This window comes from Pseudoblastomonas aquimaris (assembly GCF_035481675.1).
Classification (GTDB): domain Bacteria; phylum Pseudomonadota; class Alphaproteobacteria; order Sphingomonadales; family Sphingomonadaceae; genus Alteriqipengyuania_B.
Window position 1 is genome coordinate 1969093 of the sequence record NZ_JAYJJW010000001.1, and the last position, 23919, is coordinate 1993011.

At 67.3% G+C, this 23919-nt stretch carries 28 protein-coding genes; 17 read left to right on the forward strand and 11 right to left on the reverse strand.

Annotated features, from left to right (window positions below; genetic code table 11):
* Nucleotides 1-57 precede the first annotated feature (57 nt).
* Complete coding sequence (gene ggt, locus VCJ71_RS09865) at nt 58-1797, reverse strand: gamma-glutamyltransferase (protein ID WP_324640799.1); 1740 nt, start codon at nt 1795-1797, stop codon at nt 58-60.
* A gap of 10 nt (nt 1798-1807) precedes the next feature.
* Nucleotides 1808-2839, reverse strand: a complete 1032-nt coding sequence (locus VCJ71_RS09870; protein ID WP_324640800.1) for a quinone-dependent dihydroorotate dehydrogenase — start codon at nt 2837-2839, stop codon at nt 1808-1810.
* Between the two features lie 157 nt (nt 2840-2996).
* On the opposite strand from VCJ71_RS09870, the gene VCJ71_RS09875 reads away from it, so the two are divergent.
* From VCJ71_RS09875 to VCJ71_RS09925, 11 genes are all read left to right on the forward strand, one after another.
* Entirely contained in the window at nt 2997-3893 is an 897-nt protein-coding gene (locus VCJ71_RS09875) for a helix-turn-helix transcriptional regulator (protein WP_324640801.1), read from the forward strand.
* Nucleotides 3894-3961: 68 nt separating this feature from the next.
* On the forward strand, nt 3962-4918 hold the full coding sequence (locus VCJ71_RS09880; RefSeq protein ID WP_324640802.1) for an AraC family transcriptional regulator: 957 nt from the start codon (nt 3962-3964) through the stop codon (nt 4916-4918).
* A 109-nt stretch (nt 4919-5027) separates the two neighbouring features.
* Nucleotides 5028-5453, forward strand: a complete 426-nt coding sequence (locus VCJ71_RS09885) for an SUF system Fe-S cluster assembly regulator (protein WP_324640803.1) — start codon at nt 5028-5030, stop codon at nt 5451-5453.
* Nucleotides 5450-6946 (forward strand): Fe-S cluster assembly protein SufB, encoded by a 1497-nt coding sequence (gene sufB / locus VCJ71_RS09890; protein WP_324640804.1) that lies wholly within the window; start codon nt 5450-5452, stop codon nt 6944-6946. The genes VCJ71_RS09885 and sufB overlap by 4 nt, the downstream gene beginning before the upstream one ends.
* A 256-nt stretch (nt 6947-7202) precedes the next feature.
* A complete protein-coding gene (locus VCJ71_RS09895) occupies nt 7203-7694 on the forward strand; it encodes an endonuclease domain-containing protein (RefSeq protein WP_324640805.1) in 492 nt (163 codons plus the stop codon).
* Complete coding sequence (locus tag VCJ71_RS09900; protein WP_324640806.1) at nt 7691-8383, forward strand: hypothetical protein; 693 nt, start codon at nt 7691-7693, stop codon at nt 8381-8383. Before VCJ71_RS09895 ends, VCJ71_RS09900 begins: the two co-directional genes overlap by 4 nt.
* 1 nt (nt 8384) lies before the next feature.
* Nucleotides 8385-9143 carry a Fe-S cluster assembly ATPase SufC gene (sufC, locus tag VCJ71_RS09905; RefSeq protein ID WP_324640807.1) on the forward strand — a complete coding sequence of 253 codons (759 nt, stop codon included), beginning with the start codon at nt 8385-8387 and terminating at the stop codon, nt 9141-9143.
* Entirely contained in the window at nt 9143-9901 is a 759-nt protein-coding gene (locus tag VCJ71_RS09910) for a SufD family Fe-S cluster assembly protein (protein WP_324640808.1), read from the forward strand. The genes sufC and VCJ71_RS09910 overlap by 1 nt, the downstream gene beginning before the upstream one ends.
* Nucleotides 9898-11139 (forward strand): SufS family cysteine desulfurase, encoded by a 1242-nt coding sequence (locus VCJ71_RS09915; RefSeq protein ID WP_324640809.1) that lies wholly within the window; start codon nt 9898-9900, stop codon nt 11137-11139. Before VCJ71_RS09910 ends, VCJ71_RS09915 begins: the two co-directional genes overlap by 4 nt.
* 79 nt (nt 11140-11218) lie before the next feature.
* Entirely contained in the window at nt 11219-11668 is a 450-nt protein-coding gene (locus VCJ71_RS09920) for an SUF system Fe-S cluster assembly protein (RefSeq protein ID WP_416379166.1), read from the forward strand.
* A complete protein-coding gene (locus VCJ71_RS09925) occupies nt 11668-12027 on the forward strand; it encodes a HesB/IscA family protein (protein WP_324640811.1) in 360 nt (119 codons plus the stop codon). The genes VCJ71_RS09920 and VCJ71_RS09925 overlap by 1 nt, the downstream gene beginning before the upstream one ends.
* Before the next feature lie 21 nt (nt 12028-12048).
* Here the strand turns inward: VCJ71_RS09925 and VCJ71_RS09930 are convergent, their stop codons facing one another.
* The 3 genes from VCJ71_RS09930 to VCJ71_RS09940 form a co-directional block, all read right to left on the reverse strand.
* Nucleotides 12049-13023: a hypothetical protein gene (locus VCJ71_RS09930; protein WP_324640812.1), complete on the reverse strand. Its 975-nt coding sequence runs from the start codon at nt 13021-13023 to the stop codon at nt 12049-12051.
* An 82-nt stretch (nt 13024-13105) separates the two neighbouring features.
* A complete protein-coding gene (locus tag VCJ71_RS09935) occupies nt 13106-13423 on the reverse strand; it encodes a hypothetical protein (protein ID WP_324640813.1) in 318 nt (105 codons plus the stop codon).
* A gap of 85 nt (nt 13424-13508) precedes the next feature.
* Nucleotides 13509-14237 (reverse strand): EI24 domain-containing protein, encoded by a 729-nt coding sequence (locus VCJ71_RS09940; RefSeq protein WP_324640928.1) that lies wholly within the window; start codon nt 14235-14237, stop codon nt 13509-13511.
* Nucleotides 14238-14446: 209 nt separating this feature from the next.
* On the opposite strand from VCJ71_RS09940, the gene VCJ71_RS09945 reads away from it, so the two are divergent.
* Nucleotides 14447-15442, forward strand: coding sequence for an adenosine kinase (locus VCJ71_RS09945; protein WP_324640814.1), 996 nt, complete (start codon nt 14447-14449; stop codon nt 15440-15442).
* A gap of 231 nt (nt 15443-15673) precedes the next feature.
* Here the strand turns inward: VCJ71_RS09945 and VCJ71_RS09950 are convergent, their stop codons facing one another.
* Together VCJ71_RS09950 and purD are read right to left on the reverse strand one after the other, a co-directional pair.
* Nucleotides 15674-16372, reverse strand: a complete 699-nt coding sequence (locus VCJ71_RS09950) for a class I SAM-dependent methyltransferase (RefSeq protein ID WP_324640815.1) — start codon at nt 16370-16372, stop codon at nt 15674-15676.
* Nucleotides 16373-16374: 2 nt separating this feature from the next.
* Nucleotides 16375-17670 carry a phosphoribosylamine--glycine ligase gene (gene purD / locus VCJ71_RS09955; RefSeq protein WP_324640816.1) on the reverse strand — a complete coding sequence of 432 codons (1296 nt, stop codon included), beginning with the start codon at nt 17668-17670 and terminating at the stop codon, nt 16375-16377.
* Here purD and xseA point away from each other — a divergent pair.
* The 4 genes from xseA to VCJ71_RS09975 are packed head-to-tail and all read left to right on the forward strand — an operon-like array spanning nt 17669 to nt 21277.
* Nucleotides 17669-19153: an exodeoxyribonuclease VII large subunit gene (gene xseA, locus VCJ71_RS09960; protein ID WP_324640817.1), complete on the forward strand. Its 1485-nt coding sequence runs from the start codon at nt 17669-17671 to the stop codon at nt 19151-19153. The genes purD and xseA overlap by 2 nt on opposite strands.
* A gap of 27 nt (nt 19154-19180) precedes the next feature.
* Nucleotides 19181-19387: a DUF2093 domain-containing protein gene (locus VCJ71_RS09965; protein ID WP_324640818.1), complete on the forward strand. Its 207-nt coding sequence runs from the start codon at nt 19181-19183 to the stop codon at nt 19385-19387.
* The gene (locus tag VCJ71_RS09970; protein WP_324640819.1) at nt 19384-20295 is read left to right on the forward strand and encodes a M23 family metallopeptidase; all 912 of its coding nucleotides are present in this window, start codon (nt 19384-19386) and stop codon (nt 20293-20295) included. Before VCJ71_RS09965 ends, VCJ71_RS09970 begins: the two co-directional genes overlap by 4 nt.
* A 10-nt stretch (nt 20296-20305) precedes the next feature.
* The gene (locus tag VCJ71_RS09975; protein ID WP_324640820.1) at nt 20306-21277 is read left to right on the forward strand and encodes an esterase-like activity of phytase family protein; all 972 of its coding nucleotides are present in this window, start codon (nt 20306-20308) and stop codon (nt 21275-21277) included.
* Nucleotides 21278-21353: 76 nt separating this feature from the next.
* Here VCJ71_RS09975 and rpmB read toward each other — a convergent pair whose 3' ends face one another.
* Nucleotides 21354-21650: a 50S ribosomal protein L28 gene (rpmB, locus tag VCJ71_RS09980; RefSeq protein ID WP_324640821.1), complete on the reverse strand. Its 297-nt coding sequence runs from the start codon at nt 21648-21650 to the stop codon at nt 21354-21356.
* A gap of 122 nt (nt 21651-21772) precedes the next feature.
* On the opposite strand from rpmB, the gene VCJ71_RS09985 reads away from it, so the two are divergent.
* Nucleotides 21773-22231, forward strand: a complete 459-nt coding sequence (locus VCJ71_RS09985) for a nucleoside deaminase (protein WP_324640822.1) — start codon at nt 21773-21775, stop codon at nt 22229-22231.
* Here VCJ71_RS09985 and VCJ71_RS09990 read toward each other — a convergent pair.
* Genes VCJ71_RS09990 through VCJ71_RS10000 form a run of 3 tightly spaced genes read right to left on the reverse strand, consistent with a single transcriptional unit; the run spans nt 22228 to nt 23915 of the window.
* Nucleotides 22228-22953: a ribonuclease T2 family protein gene (locus VCJ71_RS09990; protein WP_324640823.1), complete on the reverse strand. Its 726-nt coding sequence runs from the start codon at nt 22951-22953 to the stop codon at nt 22228-22230. The two genes, VCJ71_RS09985 and VCJ71_RS09990, sit on opposite strands and share 4 nt — an antisense overlap.
* Nucleotides 22950-23384 (reverse strand): hypothetical protein, encoded by a 435-nt coding sequence (locus VCJ71_RS09995; protein ID WP_324640824.1) that lies wholly within the window; start codon nt 23382-23384, stop codon nt 22950-22952. Before VCJ71_RS09995 ends, VCJ71_RS09990 begins: the two co-directional genes overlap by 4 nt.
* 57 nt (nt 23385-23441) lie before the next feature.
* Nucleotides 23442-23915, reverse strand: a complete 474-nt coding sequence (locus tag VCJ71_RS10000) for an A24 family peptidase (RefSeq protein ID WP_324640825.1) — start codon at nt 23913-23915, stop codon at nt 23442-23444.
* Between the last annotated feature and the right edge of the window lie 4 nt (nt 23916-23919).

The window sequence follows — 23919 nt, forward strand, 5'->3', positions numbered from 1 at the left end:
TAGGGTTCCGCCGCGCCCGCCGCAAGCGTGCGCGGCCTGCGCGCGGCCTGCGCGCCGTCACTGCCCGTCGGGCATCACCAGTTGCGGGGCGAGGCGCGGGTCGATCGCGGTCACCCACGCCTCCCCGTTCCAGCGCGCGCCGGTGGTCCAGTGGTTGAGCGGGACGAGGCGCGGGGCGGCATGGCCCATCGCTTCCAGCTGCGGCGCGAGCGCGGCAAGCGGCGTGCCCTGCTCCAGCGCGGGGCGGTCGCCGTAATACATGGCGAAGGGCAGGGCGAGCGCCTCTTCCAGCTCCATCCCGAAGTCGATCACCCCGATGATGCTGCGCGCGGTCTGGACCGGTATCGTCGGCCCGCCCTTCGCGCCGATGATGAGGTAGGGCGACCCGTCGGGCGCGAAGACGATGGTCGGCGCCATCGAGCTGCGCGGGCGCTTTGCCGCCTCCACCCGGTTCGCGACCGGCCGCCCGTCCACGTCCGGGCTGAAGCTGAAATCGGTCAGTTCGTTGTTGAGGTAGAACCCGCCGAAGCGATGGCCCGAACCGAAGGCGCTTTCGATGGTGGAGGTGTAGCTGACCACCGTGCCCGCCCCGTCGGCGGCGACAAAATGCGTCGTGCCGGATTCGATCGGCTCGTCCCCGTCGGCCTGCGCGGTCGGTGCGCCGGGCGGCGTGCCGGGCAGCGCGCGGTCGAGGGCGCGTTCGGCGTTCAGCAAGGCGCCGCGCCCGGCGACATAGGCCGGGTCGACCAGGCCTTCGGTCGGCACGAACACATAGTCGCTGTCGCCGATGTAAAGCTCGCGGTCGGCGTAGGCGAGGCGCTGGGAATCGAGGAACAGGCTCCAGAATTGCGGCGAGTCCGGACCCATCGCGCCAATGTCGAACCGCTCGAGCTGGCCGAGCATCTGGACCACTGCCACCCCGCCCGAAGAGGGCGGGCCCATGCCGCAGATGCGATAGGCGCGGTACATGCCGCAGACCGGCTGGCGCTGGCGGGCAGTGTAGGCCTCGATATCGCTCGCCGTCATGCCGCGCGCGCCGGGGGTGGCCTGCCAGATCACCTGCGCCATCTCGCGCGCCCTGTCTCCGCTGTAGAAGGCTTGCGCACCGCCATCGGCAATCGCCTGCATCGTGTCGGCAAGTTCGGGGATGCGGATCACAGTGCCGACGGGCTTCGCGCTGCCGTCCGGCTGGTAGAAGATCGCCGCCGCATCCGCTCTGAGGGCCCCGCGGCCCTTTTCGTCGGTCAGCGCGCCGTGCAGCCGCGGGTTCATCGCGAACCCGTCGCGCGCCAGGCGGATCGCGGGGCCGAACAGCGTGGCCCAGTCGAGCCGGCCGTATCGTTCGTGCGCTTCTGCGGCGAGGGCGACGTTGCCCGGCACGCCGATGGCAAGGCCGGTGGCCACGGCATCGGCGAAGCTGCGCGGGTTGCCGGCGCTGTCTAGGAACCAGTCGGGCGTGGCGGCGACCGGCGCGGTTTCGCGCCCGTCCAGCGTCACGACGTTGCCGGCGCGGTCGCTCCAGACAAGGAAGCCGCCCCCGCCGATTCCGGAGCTTTGCGGCTCGACCACCGTGAGCGCGAGCATGGTGGCGATGGCCGCGTCGGTCGCACTGCCGCCCAGCGCCAGCATCTCCTCGCCCGCGGCGGTGGCGCGCGGGTCGTTGGCGGATACAATCCCGCCGCGCTCGGTGGCTGCGATGGGATTGCCGGGGGCGGCCCCGGCGAGGGTCTGGCAGGATGCCAGAGCCAGGCTGGCAAACGCGGCGGAAAGGGCGGTGAGCGCGGTCCGGAGTGTCATGCGCCGGTGGCTATTCGCTTCCGACCGCCTCGGCAATGGTGGAGTACCCCTCCCGCTGCATCGCCGCCAGAAGGCCTTCGTTGATCCGGCGCGGCAGGCCGGGCCCTTCGTAGACCAGCGCGCTGTAGAGCTGGACCAGGCTTGCGCCGGCCTTGATACGTGCCCACGCATCTTGCGCGCTGGCGATCCCGCCGACGCCGATCAGCGGGATCCGCCCGCCCGTCGCCTTGCGGAAATCGCGGATGCGCTGGAGGGCGAGGTCGCGCAGCGGCGCGCCCGACAGCCCGCCGCTCTCAATCCGGTGGGGCGAGGCAAGGTCGGGCCGCGCAATCGTGGTGTTGGACACTAGCAGCGCGGAAAGCCCGCTCTCGATCGCAATGTGCGCGATGGCATCGATATCGGCAGGCTCTAGGTCGGGTGCCACTTTCAGGAACACCGGCGGACCGACGCCGCCGCGCGCCTCGAACACCGCATCCAGCAAAGCGGCGAGCGCGCCCTCGTCCTGCAGGGCGCGCAGGCCCGGCGTATTCGGGCTGGAGATGTTGACCGCAAGGTAGCTGGCGAACGGCGCCATCAGCTGGGTCATCTTCGCGTAATCGGCGATGCGATCCTCGCTGTCCTTGTTCGCCCCGATATTCACGCCGACCACGCCCGGACGCCCCGCCCGCTTGCGCAGGCGCGACAGGGCGGCTGCAGCGCCTGCATTGTTGAAGCCCATCCGGTTGATGACCGCCTCGTCCTCGATCAGGCGGAACAGCCGCGGCTTCGGATTGCCCGCCTGCGGGCGCGGGGTGACGCTGCCGATCTCGACCGAACCGAAGCCGAAGCCCAGCATCGCGTCAGGCACCTCGGCATCCTTGTCGTATCCGGCGGCGAGGCCCACCGGATTCGGAAAGCGGACCCCTGCAACCTGCGTCGCAAGCGCGGGATCGCTACCGGGCGGCGTCCCGGGCGGCAGGGCCTTCAGGCCGTTGATAGTCAGGCGGTGGGCGCGCTCGGGGTCGAGGGCGAAAATGGCCGGGCGGACGAGGTCGAACAGCATGGGCGCCCTAATGCGTCGAAAGGGCGCAGGTGGCAATCTTGCGCAGCCTGTTCGCGGAAAGCCATTGGCATCGCAGCGTATTGTAATGCATATGTCACAATTGTCGCGTCCTTACACATCAGGGTCGGGCGCGTTGCGACTGGGGGATAAGGCGCACATGGTCGATTTCGACAAGTTCCGTTTTCGCTTCCTGCCGGCGCCCGAAGGGCTCTCCCCGTTCATCAATTCGCTCTACACGTTCGAAACCGACGTCAGCGAGATCGACGACATGCTGCCAGCCTATTCGGCGCAGTTGATGGTGTTCGCCCGCGGGGAGGCGACGATGGAGATGCCGGGTGGCGGCACCGGGCGGTCGAGCGACGCCTATTTTCTCACCCCGCTGCTGGAAGCGGCCCCGTTTCACCTTTCGGGCCCCGTGCGAGCCGCCGGCGTATCGCTCACCACGCGCGGTTGGGCAGCGCTGTCGGGCATGCCGGTGGACGAATACGGCAACCGGACGATGGATGCGGCCGAAGTGCTGGACGGCGATCTGGCGGACCGGCTCATGGCCATCGCTCCGGCGCTGCGGGACGGTGAGATCGATGCCGAAGGCGCGGCTGGGTTGATGGCCGAAGTGGTTCGCGACGGGCTGAAGCCGCTGCGCCCGCAGCACGTCCAGATGATCGAGCGGACCTTCGCCTGGCTGAATTCCGACCTCAATCCCCAGATCGCGGACCTGGAAAAGGAACTGGGCCTGTCGGCGCGCCAGCTCCAGCGCCTGTGCCGCCGCTTCTTCGGCCGCCCGACCAAGGGCGTGGTCACCCGTTTCCGCGCGATTCGTTCGGCAACCATCCTAGCCGATCCCAATTTGACGGCGGAGCTGCGCTCCAAGGTGACCGATGCCTATTACGACCAGGCGCACATGATCCACGAGATTCAGCGCTACACCGGCCGCACGCCCAAGCGCCTCTCGCCGGAAGAGCCGCACCTGGGCGTCGATACGCTCGGCACCGGTGGTTACGGCAACATCGACCTCCATGCTGTCGAACAGGGCGGGAAACGCCCAACCAATTGACTTTCTCTGTAATTTCTCCAATAGGCACCCGGCATCGTAGTTAACCGGGTCGCTCTGGAGAACTAAAGATGAGCTTCGACGGAAGGGAGCCCAAAGCCGGCATCCCCTCTGCTTGGGGCAAGCAGCGCGGCGGACTTACGCCGGGCTCGTCGTTCACGGTCGATTACTTGCCCGTTCCGACGCATTTATCCGATTACATTACAACGATGTACTGGTTCCGCTGCGAGGATAGCGAGATATCCGACATCCAGCCTGCCTCGATCGGCCACCTGTCGCTGTTCGCCAAGGGCGAAGGTACCATGTATTTCGGCGAGGGGCGCAGCGAGCCGTCCCACCGCATGAACCTGCTCACGCCGCTATCCATCGCCGCGCCGTTTGAAGTGCAGGGGCCCTTCCACGCGATCGGCGCGGCGCTGACGCCGCTGGGCTGGGCCGGGCTGACGGGCCTGCACGCGGCGCAGCACAGCAACCACATCTACCGGGCAGAGGATACGCTGGGCGGGGAGATCGGCCGCCTCGGCGAGATCTGGAGCGAAGGCTATCGCAGCGGCGCCTTGTCGGCGCAGGACATTGCGGCGGCCCTGGCGGATTACATCGGCGCGAATTCGAAAGCCGTGCCGGCCAAGCACCGCGACCTGATCGCGGCGACCAACCGGTGGCTGGCCGCCGACCTCGATCCCGACCTCGACGATCTCTACGACAGCCTCGGTTATTCGCGCCGGCAGGTGCAGCGCGTGCTGGAGCAGTATTTCGGTCTCCCGCCGGTGGCACTGAAGCGCAAGTATCGCGCGCTGCGGGCGGCCGCGCTGCTGTCCCTGCCCGAACTTGCGCCCGACTTCGAGCGCCAGGTCCGCGACGCCTTCTTCGACCAGCCGCACATGATCCGCGAGATCAGCCTGTTCGTGGGCCGCACGCCTGCGCGTTTGACCGATGACGCGAGCCCTTTCCTGAGCGAAATGCTGGACACGCAGAATTTTCGCGAGATCGGCGGGCTGCCGAAAAACGAAGGCGATACCGGCATTTAAGAACGACTCGCAACAAGGCCTTTCGCCTTGAAAGGGCGGTTTTGCGCGCCTAGCTGCTATTCGGAACGAATTGGTCCGAATTGATGCGGGCCGCAGAATCGAGCCCCCTATGCGCCTGTCCAACCTTGCCGACTATGCCGTGCTCACCATGAGCCAGGCCGCGCGCCACTGCGGCGGCGGGCGGACCAGCGCGGCGGAGCTGGCCGGCGAAACCGGCCTGCCTGCGCCCACCGTGCAGAAGCTGGTCAGCAAGCTTTCGGCAGCCGGCCTGCTGCGTTCCACCCGCGGCGCGAACGGCGGGTTGCAATTGGCGCGCCCGGCGGCTGCGATCACGCTGGCTGACATCGTCGAGGCGGTGGAAGGGCCGATCGCGTTGACTGCCTGCGTCGAGGGTAGCGACTGCGCAGTAGGTCATGAATGCTATGTCCGGCCGCATTGGCCGATGATAAATTCCGCCCTGCGCGGCGCATTGGCGGGCATCAGCCTGACCCAGCTGGCGCAGGCGGCGGACACGAACTCCAGGGAAGCGGCATGAGCCAGGATACCGACATTCAGGAAAACCCCGTGATGGACGCCGAGGCGCGCGAAGCCGCCGCCAAGGCCGCCGAGTACGAGTACGGCTGGGCCAGCGACATCGAACAGGATTTCGCGCCCAAGGGCCTGAACGAAGACACCGTCCGCTTCATTTCCGCCAAGAAGGGCGAGCCCGAATGGATGCTCGACTGGCGCCTCAAGGCCTTCCGCCTGTGGCAGACCATGGAAGAGCCGGACTGGGCCAAGCTCGGCTATCCGAAGATCGATTACCAGGACGCCTATTACTACGCCGAGCCCAAGGCGAAGCCGAAGCTGGATTCGCTCGACGAGCTCGATCCGGAAATCAAGGCGGTCTACGACAAGCTCGGCATCCCGATCGCGGAGCAGGAAGTGCTCGCCGGGGTGGAAGGCGCGCGCAAGGTGGCCGTGGACGCCGTGTTCGACAGCGTCAGCGTGGCGACCACTTTCCGCAAGGAACTGGAAAGCGCCGGCGTCATCTTCATGTCGATTTCCGAAGCGATCCGCGAACATGCCGAACTGGTGAAGAAATGGCTCGGCAAGGTGGTGCCGCAGCGCGACAACTATTTCGCCACGCTCAACTGCGCGGTCTTTTCGGACGGCACCTTCGTCTACATTCCCGAAGGCGTGCGCTGCCCGATGGAGCTTTCCACCTATTTCCGCATCAATGCGGAGAACACCGGCCAGTTCGAACGCACGCTGATCGTCGCCGAGAAAGGCAGCTACGTCAGCTATCTCGAAGGCTGCACCGCGCCGATGCGGGACGAGAACCAGCTGCACGCCGCCGTGGTGGAACTGGTCGCGATGGACGATGCGGAGATCAAGTATTCGACCGTGCAGAACTGGTACCCCGGCGATGCCGAGGGGAAGGGCGGGATCTACAATTTCGTCACCAAGCGCGGATTGTGCCAGGGAGCGCGCAGCAAGATCAGCTGGACGCAGGTGGAAACCGGCAGCGCGGTGACGTGGAAATACCCCTCCTGCGTGCTCAACGGCGTCGACAGCGTGGGCGAATTCTACTCGGTCGCGGTTACGAATAACCACCAGCAGGCGGATACGGGAACCAAGATGGTTCACAACGCGCCGGGCACCCGCAGCACGATCATCTCCAAGGGGATCAGCGCGGGCAAGAGCAACAACACCTATCGCGGCCTCGTCCGCGTGGGGCCGAATGCGGACAACGTGCGCAACCGTACGGAATGCGACAGTCTGCTGATCGGCAGCGAATGCGGCGCGCACACCGTGCCCTATATCGAGGTGAAGAACCCCACCGCGCAGATCGAGCACGAGGCCACCACCAGCAAGATCAGCGACGACCAGCTGTTCTACGCCATGCAGCGCGGGCTGGGCGAGGAAGAGGCGATGGCGCTGATCGTCAACGGCTTCGCTAAGGAAGTGATGAAGCAACTGCCTATGGAGTTCGCCGTCGAAGCGCAGAAGTTGCTGGCGATCTCGCTCGAGGGGAGCGTGGGGTGAGTTTGTCCGGCGATATTCTAGAGATCGTGCTCGGCATCCTCGCTTTCAGTGGATGGCTCTATTTGTCGGCCGCGTATGTACGGGCAGCGAAACGCGGCCGTTTCGATGTCTGGCGCCGGAAAGCGGGAGGTCCGACGTGGCCTCCCGTGCGCGCTGAAAGCCCGTTGAAGTTCTGGGCCTTTTGGACGCTCACGGTGTGGCCTTACTTGATTGGGTCAGTCGTTCTCCTCGGCATCGCTACTATGGCATTTTCCGCATGACTGACCGCAAAACCCTCAACCTGCGCGACTCCTCCGAGGCGCCCGCGATCAAGAAGCGCGGGCGCGGCTGGGAGATTTCCGACAAGCGGCTCGACCGGCTGCATGACCAGGCGCGCGAGATGCGGCGGCATCCGTCCGAGGCGCACAAGGCGCTGGCCGAACGTTTCGCGAAGGCCGATTTCGGGCGCTATTCCTTCAAGCGCTTCGCCGTGGTCGGCAGCGCGATCGTCGATTTCAACTGCCACCAGCTAGGCATGGCGATCGTGATCGACGAGGACGATACGCCGGAAGAAATCGCCCGTCGCCGCGACAAGAGCCTGGAAGCGGTCGGCATCCGTACCATGCATCTTGCCGCCAGTGACGTGCTGGAAAACATGGATGCCGTGCTCCAGCGCATCACCGCCGGCATGCGCCTGCGCATCGCCGATAAGCAGGAAGCCCGCCGCGAACACCGCCGCAATTCGCGCCCGCGGGAAGAACGCCAATGATGGCTCTCTTCGCATCCACCCTGCTTGTCGCAACGCCAGCCCCGCAGACCCCGCCGGCCGAGACGTTCCTCGTCACCGACGACGGGGTCACGTTCGAACTCTACCCCCGCAGCGTGCGCGACAGCGGTCGCGGCTTGCTGATCGCGGAAGTGATGATCACGCTCGACACGCCGATGGATGACGGCTTTGCCAGCGCTTTCCAGATCTGGTCCTTCCAGTGCGACAAGCGGACCTCGCAAGTGGCACTTTCGACCAGCTTCGACGCGGACGGCGAAACTCTCAAGAGCTGGCAGGAAGCTCCGCATCCCACCAAGCACGAACCCGTGGCCGAAAACAGCGCGGCGGGCATCGCGCTGACGCGTGCCTGCGAAATCGCCGGTCGCCCGGTCGGACAGGCAGCCGCCTCGCAGTCTCGCGAAGAGCTTTCGCCCGCACAGGCCGAGCGCCGTCTCGACGCCTGCCTGAAAGCGGGCGCTGCCGGCGCCCCCCGCACCAGCCTCGTCGAAGCCGTCGTCGCATTGCGCGCCCTGTGCGGGGCGCAGATCGGGCGGGTGAAGGAGCACCGCGTCGCCGTCGCCACGCACGGCCTCGAAGGCGCGGCCCGCGACCAAGCCGAAGACCAAGCCATCCGCGCGCTCAACGACGAGATTGCGCGCATCATTGCCAACCTAACCGGATTGACTGCCTGACATGCTGAAAATCGAAAACCTCCACGCCACGGTCGGGGAAGGCGAAAGCGCCAAGCCGATCCTCAAGGGCCTCAGCCTCGAACTGAACGCGGGTGAGGTCCATGCGATCATGGGGCCGAACGGCGCGGGCAAGTCGACACTGGCCTATGTGCTGGGCGGCCGTCCGGGCTACGAGGTCACGGACGGCAGCGTGACCTTCATGGGCAAGGATCTGCTCGACCTCGAACCGCACGAGCGTGCCGCGCTTGGCCTGTTCCTCGGCTTCCAGTACCCGGTCGAAATCCCCGGCGTTTCCAACGTCCAGTTCCTGCGCGAGGCGCTGAATGCCCAGCGCGGGGAGCGCGGCGAGGAACCGCTGTCGGGCGGCGATTTCCTGAAGCTGGCGCGCGAGCAGGCAGGCCTGCTGCAGCTCGACATGGACATGCTGAAGCGCAACGTGAACGTCGGCTTCTCCGGCGGCGAGAAGAAGCGGGCCGAGATGGTCCAGATGGGCATCCTCGGCCCGAAACTCGCGATCCTCGACGAAACCGACAGCGGGCTGGATATCGATGCGCTGAAGATCGTCGGCAGCGGCATCAATTCGATCATGCGCGCGGCGGACAAGGCGGTGCTGCTGATCACGCATTACCAGCGCTTGCTCGATTACGTGCAGCCCGATTTCGTCCACATCCTCGCCGACGGCCGCATCGTGAAGACCGGCGGTCCGGAGCTTGCTCAGCAGCTGGAGGCAGAAGGTTATGACGAGGTGATGGCGGCGTAATGGCGGAGGCAGCAACCCTTTCCGGCGTCCGGCCGACCCGCAAGGACGAAGCCTGGCGCTACTCCGCCGTCGAAGCGCTGGGCGATGCGCCGCTGGACGACTGGCGCACCATCGAGGTGGGGCCGGGCGAAACCTTCCGCGACAGCTTCGCGATCGATGGCGACGGCACAGACGTGCGCCGCCTGCGCGTCAACGTGGGCGAAGGCGCGACGTGCGAACTCTTCGGTGTCATCGCGGGCGGCGAGTACGCCCGCGTCGAGGTTGAGGTGACGCTGGCGCGCGGGAGCCATTTCGAACTGGGCGGCGTGACCGTCGGCGGGCGGGAAACGGTGCGCGAATTTGTAACCCATGTGGTTCACGCAGAGCCCGAAGCAACCAGCAACCAGGTTGTCCGCGCTGTGCACTGGGGGCAGGGGACGGGCAATTTCCTCGGCCGCATCGATTGCGTGCGCGATGCCCAGAAAACCGATGCGGCGCAGGACTTCAAGGGGCTGCTGCTGGAAAAAGGTGCAAGCGTGAACGCCGTGCCGCAGCTCGAAATCTTTGCCGACGACGTGAAATGCGCCCACGGCGCGACGGTCGGCCAGCTGGACGAGGCAGCCCGCTTCTACATGGCGGCGCGCGGTCTTTCGCCCGAACTGGCGCGCAAGCTGCTGGTCCGTGCCTTCCTCGGTGATGCCTTCGTGGCGCTGGACGACGAGGCGGAAAGCGAGCGGCTGATGGATCTCGCCCTGTCGAAACTGGACGCGCATCTGTGAGCGAGGCCGATACCCTGGTCAGGCAGCGCGACCTGCGCGCCGATTTCCCCGGCCTGCTGACCGCGGACGGCGGAACGTGGCATTATCTCGACACTGCCGCGACGGCGCAGAAGCCGCAGGCCGTGATCGACGCGATGAGCCGCGCGCTCGGCCGCGACTACGCGACCGTGCACCGCGGCGTCTATTCGCGCTCCGCCAACATGACGCTGGGCTTCGAAGCGGCGCGGCGGCGGGTGGCGGATTTCATCGACGCGGCTTCCGAAAACGAAGTCGTGTTCGTGCGCGGCGCGACCGAGGGGATCAACCTCGTCGCGCAAAGCTGGGGCGATGCGAATATCGGGCCCGGTGACCGGATCATGCTCAGCCAGCTGGAGCACCATTCCAACATCGTGCCGTGGCAATTGCTGGCAGAACGCACAGGCGCCGAAATCGACGTCTGCCCGCTGACCGAGGACGGCCGCATCGATCTCGACTGGCTGGAAGCCAACTTGACGGAGCGGCACAAGCTCGTCGCGCTGGCGCATGTCTCGAACGTGCTCGGCTCGATCCTGGGCGCGAAACGGGCGGCGAAAGCGGCCCGCGCGGTCGGCGCGAAGATCCTGCTCGACGGATGCCAGAGCGCGCCGCGCATGCGCCTTGCCATGGCGGAGCTGGACTGCGACTTCTTCGTGTTTTCCGCCCACAAGCTTTACGGCCCGACCGGCATCGGCGTGCTGTGGGCGCGCGAGGATATCCTAGAGGCCATGCCCCCGTGGCAGGGCGGCGGGGCGATGATCGATACGGTCGATTTCGGCGGCACGACCTATGCCCCCGCGCCGCAGCGGTTCGAGGCCGGTACGCCGATGATCACAGAGGCGATCGCGCTCCACGCCGCCATCGACTATGTCGAAGATGCCGCGGGGGAAGGCGGCATGGAAGCGCTGTTCGAACACGAGAGCAGCCTTGCCGCCACGGCGCGCGCGGAATTGTCGCGCTTCAATTCGGTCCGCCTGCTCGGCCCGGAAAAAAGCGCCGGGATCGTCTCCTTCGTGATGGAGGGGGTTCATCCGCACGACCTCGGCACCATATTGGACGAGGAAAACGTGGCGATCCGCGCAGGCCACCACTGCGCGCAGCCGCTGATGCAGCATCTCGGTGTGCCGGCGACGGCGCGCGCCAGCTTCGGCCTCTACTCGACGGAGGGCGATATCGCGGCGCTGGTTCGCGGGATCGACCGCACCCTCAAGATTTTCGGCTAGGACAGGATACATGACCGACAGCCAGACCGATACGAAGCGCGAATTCATCGCCGCACCCTCGCCCACCGAGCAGGAGGCGATGAAGCCGCCGCGCGCGCGCGTCTCCGATGCCGTGGATGAGGAAGCGCCCACGGAGAATTTGGCGGAAAAGCTCGAGCGCAAGCGCGACTATCTCGAAGGTTTCCTAGCCAAGAAGCCGGCCAACGTGCCTTCGGGCGAGCCGGGCGGCGAGCTTTACGAGGCGGTCGTCGCGGCGATCCGCGAAATCTACGATCCGGAAATCCCGGTGAACATCTACGACCTTGGCCTCATCTACGCTGTCGACGTATCGGCCGAAGCGGACGTGGTCATCACCATGACGCTGACGACGCCGCACTGCCCGGTCGCCGAATCGATGCCTGCCGAAGTCGAGCTGCGCGCCGGCGCGGTGCCGGGCGTGCGCGACGCGCAGGTGAACCTCGTGTTCGACCCGCCGTGGGACCCGGCCAAGATGAGCGACGAAGCGCGCCTCGAACTGGGGATGCTGTGATGGCCGAAACGAAGACCCGCCCCGCCCCGAAAGCCGCCGTTGTCCTGACGACGCGCGCCGAAGCGCGGATCGCGCAGCTGATGGACAAGGCGCCCGCCGATGCGATCGGCGTCAAGCTGTCGACCCCGCGCCGGGGCTGTTCGGGCCTCGCCTACTCGGTCGACTACGTCAGCGAGGAAGCGAAGTTCGACGAGAAGATCGAAACGCCCGGCGGCACGTTCTATATCGACGGGGCGAGCGTGCTCTACCTCGTCGGCAGCGTGATGGACTGGGTGGAAGACGACTTCTCTGCCGGTTTCACCTTTCAAAACCCCAACGCAAAGGGCGCCTGCGGCTGCGGCGAAAGCTTCATGGTCTGACGCGTAGGGGCGCCGCGGGCCTCAGCGGTTCGCGGCCTCTTCCTCGGCCAGGAAATCGAGCAGCGCCTGCTCGTATTCGTCGACTTCGCCGTCCGCCTCGATGCGGGCGTAGAGCCATTCCAGCTCGTGGTCTTCAAGCGCGGCTTCGCGATCCACCCCGGCGCTGCGCGCCGCGATGCGGTGCTTCTCCGGATCGCCGCCGAAGGCGACTTTGACGCCCCATGCGGCGTCGTTGAGGACATTCCCTTTCGCGTTCCACGCCCGGCCGATCATGCTGCCGATCCCGCCGCGATCCTCGGCGATGACAGCATTGAGCTCGATCGCCCGTTCGCGGCTGATCTGCGCATTGGCGCCGACGAAGCCCATCAGGAAATTGGCGACCCCTTGCACGAACAGGCGTTTCCATTCGGGATCGTTGGCCTGGCCGAGCGAAGCGTCCTTGAGGCGGAACAGCAGCTCGGCCTCGCGCGCGCCGACGGCGGCCGGGCGGTCGCTCGCCGGGGCGAAGACGAAGCGGCGCAGGATCTGCGCTTCGGTGGCGTTGATGGCGTTCGCATCGAAGGAACCGCCGCGGCGCGTCGGGCCTTCGCCGGTCAGCACGGCCTGCTCGATTCGCTCCATCGCGAACAGCTTCAAATCGACCGGCACGTTCTTCGCGATCTCGAACACGCGGACTAGCAATTCGCATTCTGCCATGGTGCCGAACTGCCCGTCGTTGTCGAGGCAGCGCATCAGCCAGTCGCCGTTGGCCTGGCTGACATAGCCGCGCGGCGGCAACTGGTTGACGGTGAATTCGGCCAGCGCCTCGACGAAGAAGTCCACCCATTCGGGCGTGCGTTCGGTCAGTGCGTCGTTGGCCGCGAAAATCGCCTCGGCTTCTTCCTGCGAGATAGCGTTGTCGTCCCAGCACACGCGGCGCAGGGCCATGACCTCTTCGGGGGTGATGACCCCGTCGGCGCGGGCGCGTTTGGCGATGGTGGCGAAATGCAGGCTCATGTGCGGCTGGTCCCCCGGTAATATCCGGCGAGAACCATAGGCAAACGGCGTTAATTCGCGGTTAGCGCCGCCTGTTCGGGCCTCAACGTCGGAGGGCCTGGATGCAGGCCGCCCGGTCGACATCCAGCCCATCGCTGGTCCGCCGAGCTTCCACCCAGGTTGCGATGGCGACGCCGTTCTCGGCCGGGTAGAGGTAGAATTCGAGCACGCAGGCCTGCCCGCGGTACTGCAACTTGCGCGCATCGCCTTCCGCCACGTCGAGATCGGCGACGCCGAATTGCGAGCTCAGCTGGCTGGCCGTGGCGCCGATCACCGTTTCGAGGCCCGGCAGCTGCATCACCTGCACGCCCGGCACATTCGGCGTGTTGGGCACCGGTGCCTGCGGATAGGTGACGCGCACGCTCCCCCCCTGCGAGCGCGTCTGCGGCGCAGATTGGGGCGTCGTGGCACAGGCTCCCAAGAGGGCAAGGAGGGCGATCGAAATGCTAGGACGAAGCGACATCGCCATGCCTCATATTGCGATGGACGAGGTGCGTCGAGGCCGCAGCGCCCAGAACCGGTGCGACGAGGTTTATGCCCGGCAGGCTGAGCAGCACCGCCGCCACGCCGCCGAGCCCGAAGCGCTGCAACGGCCCGACCGGCGGCCCCACCGGCGACTTGGTCCGCATATCCGGCGCCACATGGCGGCTCCAGACCATGTCCTGCAATTCGCGCCCCAGCAGGATCGCATTGACGAACAGGAACACGAAGGCCGTGCCCACGCCCGTGACCAGCAGCGCGAGCGCGACCGGCAGGGCGATCAGGTTGACGAGCAGCGCCCGGCCCGCGGCGCGCAGGCTGGCGCGGACCTGCTCGCCCATCGGTATGGTGCGGGCCGACATGGCGCGGCCGGGATAATGCTTCGCCTCGACCACCGCGACCACATCGTCGGCGAAGAATTGCACCACCGCCATCGCGACGATGCGCCACAGCAGCCAAAGCCCGATCAGCGAGAGGATGAACGCCAGCGCGCCGCGAATACCGCCTGCCCCGGGCACCACCGTATCGGTCAACCCGCCGCCTGCCAGCAACGCGTCGATGGCGTACCAGCCCGCAAGGCCCAGCGCGGCAAAGATCGCGAGGGAAACCAGCACCGATTTCAACAGGATGCGCAGGATCTGCGGATCGAACAGCTGGCGCAGCGCGAGCAGGTAGGAGGCGGGGAGGGCGGTCATCGAAGCCACGGTCACTCGCCTGCACCCGCAGCGCTGTCAATTACCCATCGACCGGCGCCCTCGGGAACGGCCTCCACGCACCCGTTTGCCGGGAGCGATGCTTGCATGGCGGGCCGGTGCCGCCTATCGCGCCGCCAGTCTCTTCAGGCGCCCCACCACCCAAACCGCTTCGACGGTCGGTTCCGGCGCCCCAACTTGCAGGAAGTTCCATGTCCGAACCCCGTTACGACGTCATCGCCATCGGCAACGCCGTGGTCGACGTCATCGCCAGCTGCTCCGACGAACTCATTGCCGAGCTCGGCCTCAATCGCGGCGGAATGACGCTGGTCGATGCCGAGGGCGCGACGCGGCTGTACGACGCGATGGGCCAGGCGCGCGAAGTCTCCGGCGGATCGGCGGCGAATACGCTGGCAGGCGCATCGCTGCTCGGCCTGCAATGCGCCTTCGTCGGCCAGGTGTGCGACGACCAGCTGGGCGAAGTCTTCACCCACGACATGCGCGCCACAGGCATCGATTTCGACACGCCGCCGCTCAGCGACGAGCCGCCCACCGGGCGCTGCCTGATCTTCGTGACGCCCGATGGCGAGCGGACGATGAACACCTTCCTCGGCGCGGGCCAGTTCCTGCCGGCATCCGCGCTGGACGAGGACCTGATCGCCAGCGGCGCGATCCTCTATCTCGAAGGCTATCTCTGGGATCCCGAGGAACCGCGCAAGGCAATGCGCCGCGCGATCGACGTGGCGCGCAGCGCCGGGCGCAAGATCGCCTTCACCGCCAGCGAAAGCTTCGTGATCGACCGCCACGGCGACGATTTCCGCGCCATGATCGACGACGGTGTGATCGACATCCTGTTTGTCAACGAACACGAACTGGCAACGCTGACGGGCGAAAGCGACTTCGAAGCGGGCATCGCCGCCGTCGCCGGCAAGGTGCCGCTGCTAGTCGCGACCAAGGGCGAAAAGGGCGCGGTCGCCATCCATGACGGCGAGCGGGCCGAAGTGGCGGCGGAGCCGGTCGACAAGGTCGTCGACACCACCGGCGCGGGCGACCAGTTCGCCGCCGGGTTCCTGTCCGGCCATGCCAAGGGCGAGAGCCTGGAGCGCTGCCTGAAGCGCGGCGCCATCGCCGCTGCCGAAGTCATCAGCCACTACGGCCCGCGGCCCGAAGCCGACATGAAGGCGCTGATGGCGGAAAAGCTGGGCTAGACCCTACACTCCGCGCGCCTGTTCCCTCGCGTCACCCCGGCCACCGAGCCGGGGGCCCGCTTTTTACGCGGGCGAGCCTCGCTGCCGAGAACGCAGTGGGACCCCGGATCAAGTCCGGGGTGACGGTGGAGAGCGAGATAGGCAGGGTGGCGAAGCGCAAGCGCCCTGGCCGCCGGCTATTTCGCAACGGCATTGACAAGGCGCACGCCCTGTTTGCGGTTCCGAACGCCCTTACCCTTTGCGCGCCAAAAAGCAGATGTGGCCCGAAAAACGCAGCTTGGCATAATTCTGCGTGCGCGCGTCCCAGCCTTTCAGCTTCGCGGCGATTGCGAACAGCGGGTAGGCGAGCGGCAGGCGGCCGATCGTCCGCATCGACAGTTGCCGCGCGATCAGCGCCATGCCTTCGATACCGGGACGCATCGCGTCCAGCACCAGGCCGTTGTCCTCGACGATGCGAAACAGGCCGTATGGCGTGTAATTGAAGATCGAGAACGAGTGATAGGGCTCCAGGTTGGACAGCGAGCCGGCGAAGATCCCGCCCGGTTTCAGCACGCGGGCGATTTCCGCCACCACCCGGTCCGGATGGCGGACATGCTCGAACACCTGCCGCGAATAGACGATGTCGAAGCTGTCGTCGGCAAAGGGCAAGTCGGTGCCGTTGTAGCTGACGAACCTGCCGTCCTCGCGCGTGCGGCTGGCGACTTCCGGCGAAACCTCGATATCGCAGCCGGTGTAGTCTGCCCCGGGCGCGAGGGCGCGGATGACGTCGAGCCCGCGCCCGTCCCCGCAGCCCAAGTCAAGCACCTTGGGCGTGTCCGCACCGCACCGTGCCAGCGCCTCGGCAACCATGTCCTCCGCGCTGGACGTGCGCGCATGGTCGCCGGGGATGGTGCGCGCGATCCGGTCGAATTCGGGGCCGTGGATGCCCACGCTCAGGCGCTCTTGCGTTGCCGCTCGCGCGCGATCTCGCGGTGGCCGATGTCGCTGCGGTAGAAGCCGGTCGCAAAATCGATCCTGGCCACGGCCGCATAGGCGGCATCGCGCGCGGCCTCCACCGTCGGTCCGCTGGCGGTGACGTTGAGCACGCGCCCGCCCGCGGCGACCAGCGTGCCATCCTCAATCCGCGTGCCGGCATGGAAGACCTTGGCGCCCCCCGCCTCGGCATCCTTCAGGTCGATCGCGCCGCCGCGTGCCGGGGTGCCGGGATAGCCATCTGCCGCCATCACCACCGTCATCGCGGTGTCGGGCGACAGCTGCGGCGCGGCGATTCCCGCCAGTTCGCCCTTCGCGCAGGCGAGCATCAGTTCGCCGAGATCGCTGTCCAGCCGGGTCATCAGCACCTGGCATTCGGGATCGCCGAAGCGGCAATTGTATTCGATCAGCTTGGGGCCGTCTGCGGTCAGCATCAGCCCGGCATAGAGCACACCTGAATAGGGCGTGCCTTCCGCCTTCATCGCGGCGACCGTGGGCCGGATGATCTCCGCCATCGCCCGCTCGCGCAGCTCCGGCGTCAGGACGGGTGCGGGGCTGTAGGCGCCCATGCCGCCGGTGTTGGGGCCGGTGTCGCCGTCGCCCACGCGCTTGTGGTCCTGTGCGCTGCCGCACGGCACCACGGTTTCGCCGTCGGTAATCGCAAACAGGCTGGCTTCCTCGCCGGTCAGGAATTCCTCGATCACCACCTGCGACCCGGCATCGCCGAACTTGCCGCCGAACATTTCGGCCAGCGCCTCGTGCGCTTCGCCCGGGCTCTCTGCGATGACCACGCCCTTGCCCGCCGCCAGGCCGTCGGCCTTGATGACATAGGGCGGCTCGCCCAGCTTCTCGAGCGCGGTGAGGCCTTCGTCGTAGGTCGCGACTTCGAAATAGCGCGCAGTGGGGATGCCGGCCCGGTCGCACAAGCGCTTGGTAAAGGCCTTGCTGCCTTCCAGCTGCGCTGCCGCCTTGTCGGGCCCGAACACGGGGATATCGCTTGCGCGCAGGCTGTCGCCCAAGCCGTCGACCAGCGGCGCCTCCGGCCCGATCACGACGAGGCCGATGTCGTTTTCGGCGCAGAACCCGGCGACCTTGCCGTGGTTTTTGACGTCCAGCGGCACGTTGCGCCCGCATTCCGCCGTCCCCGGGTTGCCCGGGCTGACGAAAAGCGTACCGCCGCCCAGCACGCGGGATTGCGCCAGCTTCCATGCCAGCGCATGTTCGCGTCCGCCCGAACCGATGAGCAGGATATTCATGGCCGACCCCCATAGCAGCGATGCCGATGTTCCGAATGGCGATCTGGTAGCGAAGGGCGTGCGCGGGGACAACGCCGAGCCGGTTTCCGTCAGCGAGATATCCGCGCGTTTGAAGCGCATGGTGGAAGGCGAATTCGGCTACGTCCGGCTGCGCGGGGAGCTTTCGGGCGTGAAGCGGGCGGCATCGGGCCATGTCTATTGCGCGCTGAAGGACGACAAGGCCGTGCTCGACGGGGTGATGTGGCGCGGCACCGCGCAGCGGCTCGCCTTCGCGCCGGAAGACGGGCTGGAAGTGGTCGCGACCGGCAAGCTCACCACCTATCCGGGCCGCTCCAAATACCAGATCGTGATCGAACGGATGGAGATCGCGGGGGAGGGCGCGCTGCTCGCCCTGCTGGAAAAGAACCGCCAGCGGTTCGAGGCGGAGGGGCTGTTTTCCGCATCGCGCAAGCAGCCGCTGCCGTTCCTGCCGCGTAGGATCGGCGTCGTGACGTCTCCTACAGGGGCGGTCATTCGCGACATCCTGCACCGGCTGGCCGACCGCTTCCCGACCCACGTGATGCTGTGGCCGGTCATCGTGCAGGGACAGGGCGCGGCAGAACAGGTCGCCGCCGCCATCCGCGGCTTCGACGCCATGGCGAAAGACGGCCCCCTCGCGCAGCCCGATCTGCTCATAGTGGGCCGCGGCGGCGGCTCGATCGAGGATTTGTGGGCTTTCAACGAGGAAGTCGTGGTGCGCGCCATCGCGGAATGCAGCATCCCGCTGATCAGCGCGGTCGGCCATGAAACCGACACCACGCTGGCCGATTTCGCCGCCGACCGCCGGGCCCCCACACCCACCGCCGCGGCCGAAATGGCAGTGCCCGTCCGGGCGGAACTTGCCTTGCAGATAGACGATCTCGCCCTGCGCCAGCGCCGCTTCGCCACCCGTCCGGTGACGCTGGGGCGCGAGCGACTGGAAGCGCGCTGGCAGCGCCTGCCCCGGCCCGAAGCCCTCACCCAGCAAGCCGCACAGAAGCTCGACGATCTCGGCGAGAGGCTGCGGCGCGGCCTTGCCGACCGGGCGGCGAAGGCGCGAGAGCCGCTGCTCGGCTGGGCGGGGCGGCTGCAATCGGGCCTCGTCGAGCGCGGTATCGCGGAACGCCGCCGCCAGCTGGACCGGGCGAAGCCCGCCCCGCAGCTGCTCCAGCGCAACGCGCGCACTGCGCAGGAACGCTTCGCCGGTCTTGCGCGGGTTTTCGGGACGCTCAGCCCGCTCGGCCCGCTCGACCGGGGCTTCGCGCTCGTCACCGGCCCCGACGGCGATCCGCGGACTTCGGCCGCCGCTGCCCGGCAGGAACCCTCGCTGGTGCTACGCTTCAAGGACGACACAGTGGAGGTGAAAACCGGCAGCGCGCCGCCCGCCAGCCAGCCCACCGCCAGGCCGAAATCGAAGCGCGCGCCCGCAAAGGCTCCCGGTGCGGACCAACCGAAATTGCTTTAGCGCCGCCGGACCCCTACATGGTCCGACATGTTGTTTTCCCGCCAGGATGGCCCCGCCCAACTCGTCTACAGCGCCAACGATTTCCGCATCGTGCGCCCCGGCAAATTCGTCTTCTGCGCCGTGACCGAAGCGGAAATCCCGCTTGAGGCGCTGCGGTACTGGAGCGTCGACTTGCAGGAAGCCTACGCCACGGCCGAAGCCGCCACGCAGCGCCTGATGGGCGAGGGCGAATGAGGCTGTTCGCGAGCGTTGCCACGGCCGTGTTGCTGTCCGCCTGCATCCCGCAAGTGGACACCGCCGACACCTCTGGCAGGGCGCCTGCACCCGCTCCGACGATCACGCCGCAAGTTACCGCCCCTCCGCCGGCGGTCGCCATACCCGTGCCTGCGGAGTTCACCGCCCTGGAGGGTGAGTTCACCCAAGGCGGCTTCGTGCGCGGCTACGCCCCTGTCGGGACGGTCGGCCTGACCATCGACGACGCGGAGGTCGCGCTCGGTGTGGACCGCTATTTCTTTGCCGGCTTCAATCGCGATGCCGAAAGCAGCTCCACGCTCGTCGCGAGACTGGAAGACGGGCGCACTGTCCGCGAGACAATATCCGTGTCCCCGCGCGAGTGGCGGCTGGAGCGGGTCAACCTCGCCCGCCCCACCGGCAGCGCCAGCGAGGCATTCATGCGCCGCCGCGCGCCGGAACTGGCCCGTATCAACGCCGCGCGTGAGGTCCGCTCGGATATCGACGGTTGGCGGCAGGACTTCATCTGGCCGGTGGAGGGTCGCATCTCCGGCATGTTCGGATCCCAGCGAATCTATCGCGGCGTTCCCGGCAGCTACCACTCCGGTATCGACATCGCGCCGGGTGCCGGGGTGCCCTTCGTCGCGCCGGCAGACGGGGTTGTGGTGCTTGCCGCGCCCGAGGAATTCTCGCTCGAAGGCAAGCTCCTCATCGTCGATCACGGCAACGGCCTCAACAGCGCTTTCCTCCACGCAAGCGAACTGGCGGTAAGGGAAGGCGAAACCGTGCGGCAGGGGCAGTATCTCGGGAGGATCGGCGCGACCGGCTCGGCCACCGGCCCGCACTTGCACTGGAGCGTCAAGTGGGGCGCGGCGCGGCTCGATCCCATCCTCCTGACCGGCCCCATGTAAAGCGCCCGCGATGGCGGTTTCGCGCAGTCGCCTTGGCGCAGTGTTGCTGCTGGCGCTCGCCGCCGTGCCGGGGCAGTGCATCCGGCACGAACCGCCTCCGTCGAACGACCGCGTCGGGCTGGAGCTGACGGCAATCCCGCTCGACCCCGCCGTCGATATCGCGCGTGGCGGAGCGGACATCGCGCTGGAACAGGCGTGGGAGATCACGAGCCCCTTCACCGGCTTCGGCAGCCTGTCCGGCCTAGCCGTGCAGCGCAGCGGCCGGCTGGTGGCGGTGAGCGATCAGGGCATGCGTATCGGTTTCGCCCCGCCGCCCGCGCGGCCCGACCCGGTGTTCGAAGCCTTGTCCAATACGCAGGTCATAAAGGACCTGCGCGATCTCGAAGCGGTCGCCATCGATCCCGCGGGGCGTGAATGGGTCGCTTTCGAAGGCGCCGACAAGCTCGCTTCTCGCGCAAGTGCGCGCGAGCCGTGGCGCTATGTCGAAACCCCCGGCACCGCGGACTGGCCGGCCAACGGCGGGGTCGAGACCATGACCTTCCTGGCCGGCGGCGAACTGCTCCTCGTCGAGGAAGCGACCGACGCGGACAGGAACGCGCGCGCCTTGCTGTATCGCGACCCGGTTGCGGAGCCGTTGCGCTTCGCCTTCCACCCGCCGCTCGGCTACCGCGCGACCGATGCCGCGACGCTACCCGACGGGCGCGTGCTCATCCTCCTGCGCGGATTGCGCATCATGCCCCCCGGCTTCCTTGCCAAGATCGTTCTGGCGGACCCTGAGGCTATCTGCGAGGGCGCGGCATGGTCGGGCGTGGAGATCGCGCGCATCGCCGCTCCCGCGCCGGTGGACAACATGGAAGGGATCGCGGTGGCGCCGCGTCCCGACGGTGCGCTCGACGTGTGGCTGGTCAGCGACGACAACGGCGTGCAGTTGCAGCGCACGGTGTTGATGCGGCTGCGCTATCGCCCGCCGCCGCGCGGCTGACGGACAGCAAAAAGGGCGCTGCCGTCATGGCGCGCCCTCGTTGCACTTGTGGCGCGGGCCTTGGGCCCGCAGCCGGTCAGGCTGCCTGTTCGGCGCCCTCGCTCTTTTTCAGCTCGCGCTTCACCTTGAGCGCGCGGGGCGACAGCTTCGCGTCCGGCGTTTTCATCAGCCAGTTGTCGAGGCCGCCATTGTGCTCGACCGAGCGCAGCGCGTGCGTGGTGACGCGAAACTTGAAGCTGCGGTCCAGCTTTTCGCTGAGCAGCGTCACGTTCTGCAGGTTGGGCAGGAAGACACGCTTGGTGCGGTTGTTGGCGTGGCTTACGTTGTTGCCGACCTGGCGGGTCTTGCCGGTCAGTTCGCAGATGCGCGACATGGTTGGTTCTCGTTCAAATCTTCGGGTTTCACAGGAAAGGCGCGCGCATAGCGGCGCCCTTGCGAATCGTCAAGCGACGAGCGCCATTGCGGCGCTTGCCCGGGGGCACTAGCAGAAAGGCGATGGCAGCGCACCCCTTCTCGCATTTCATGGACGAGGCGCTGGCGCTGGCGCGAGAAGCGGCGGCGGCGGGCGAGGTGCCGGTCGGCGCCGTGGTGGTTTCGGGCGGCACGATCGTCGGCCGGGGACGCAACCGCACGCTGGCCGACCACGACCCCAGCGGACACGCGGAAATCGTCGCCTTGCGCGATGCCGCGCAAACGCTTGGCAACCACCGGCTGGGCGATTGCGACCTGTGGGTCACGCTGGAGCCCTGCGCGATGTGCGCGGGTGCCATCGCCCACGCACGGATCGCGCGGCTCTACTACGGGGCCTCGGACCCCAAGGGCGGCGCGGTGGAGCACGGTGCGCGCCTGTTCGCGCAAGCCCAGACGCTCTACGCCCCGCAAATTTATTCCGGGATGGCGGCGGACGAGGCGGCTGCCCTGCTGCGCGAATTCTTTGCCGAGCGGCGGGGCTAGAGGCCGCGCCAGATCTTGAGCGGCGCGTTGTCGGCAAGTCCGTAGCGCGTGCGATCGCAGCGGACCGGCATGAAATCGCGTCCGTAGCAGAGCCGCACTTCCTGCAGCCAGCCGCGCGCATTCGCCCTGATCCCCACCATCGAAGGCTGGAAGGGCGGGTTGGCGTCGGCAAACCGTTGCCGCAGGACCCCCGCTGTCAGCCCATCCTCGCGGGAAAGCCGGTCGAGGTCCGGCCAGCGCAGCGAATTCCACAGGATGCCCGATGCCTTGAAGTAGGTTTCCGGTCGGCGGACCATGCAGGCGCCGTGCTTCGCCCATTGCCGCGCTGCCAGCCGTGCAGACGGCGAGCGGCACATCTGCGCGCCCAGGAGCGTGGGGGAGGGCTGGCGCGCCGTCGGGCACCATTGCGGCCAGCGGCCCCCGCGACCGTCGGGCCACAGGCCGTGCAGCACCATGCCGAAGCGCCCGCTTCGGCCCGAACACTGGCGCGCGTGCGATGCCTGGCGCGCGCGCGTCCGGCAGAATTCCGGCGACCAGCTGGCGGCGAGGGTATAGCCCGTGACCGGCATGACCCGAACCGGCCCGTGGCGCTGCACGGGCGGGACGGAAACCCGCGCCGGGGCCTTGCACTGGTAGGCTTGTGCGAAGGCATTGCCGGCCGGAAACCCCGCCCCGGCCCACAGGATGGCGAGGGTGACGAGGAACCTTGCGAAAACCTTCATTCGCCGATGATGGTGCCTGCGCTGCGGCTCGCGCGGAAGTAATCCTCCGCATCCTTCCGGAACAGCATCAGCGCCGCGAGCACCCACATGGCGAAACGTGCGATTTCCAGCGTCGTCCCGAGGCCCCCCATTTTCTCTGCGAGCAGGGAGGCATTGGCGGCCGTCAGAGCCAGCATGATCATCGCAAAAATGGTGAAGACCCAGCGGGCGATCGAACTCGCCCGGCGGACGATGAAGAACCACAGGGCGGAAAACACAAGGACCAGGATGATCAAGCCGGCAGCGAGGAAAATGTTCGGATCAAGCGTGGTTTCACCCAGCCCGCTGACCTCGACCGAGACGTCGCGGTTGACGATCGCGGCGGCGATGTTGAGCAGCACGCCCAGCCAGAACATGGCATTGAACAGGCGGATCGATAGCGGTTTCTGCATGACGTTGGCCCCTTCCCGAAACCGACGCCTAGCCGATGGCTGCGCCCGGATAAAGCGTCAACCGATGGCGGGCAGGGGGGCGAACATGGCCGCCGTCGCGCCGCCCGCGATGGCGACGCCGTACGGCAGGGTCATGGCGCCTTGCGCATCGCCGCTCCCGCGGATCTTCGCCACGAGCCACCATACGACCGCGAGAAGCGCGCCGCACAATGCGACGAGCACCAGCAGCCGGATCGCTTCGCCGAGCGCGAACCACGCGGCGATTCCGGTATAGAACTTGGCATCGCCGCCGCCCCAGAGCTTGATCGCATAGATCGCCATGCAGACGACCAGCGCCGCGAGGGCATGCAGCGCGTGGTTGCCCGTGACGGACCAGCCGGAGGCATAGGCGGTAAAGCCCAGCCCGGTAACGAGCAGCGCAAGGCTGACCCAGTTGGGAATGCGCCGCGATCGCAGGTCCGAAACCGCGCCGATCGCGATCAGGAGGGCGAAGATCGCACCTCCGACAAGGACGCCGACATTTACCAGCACGTGC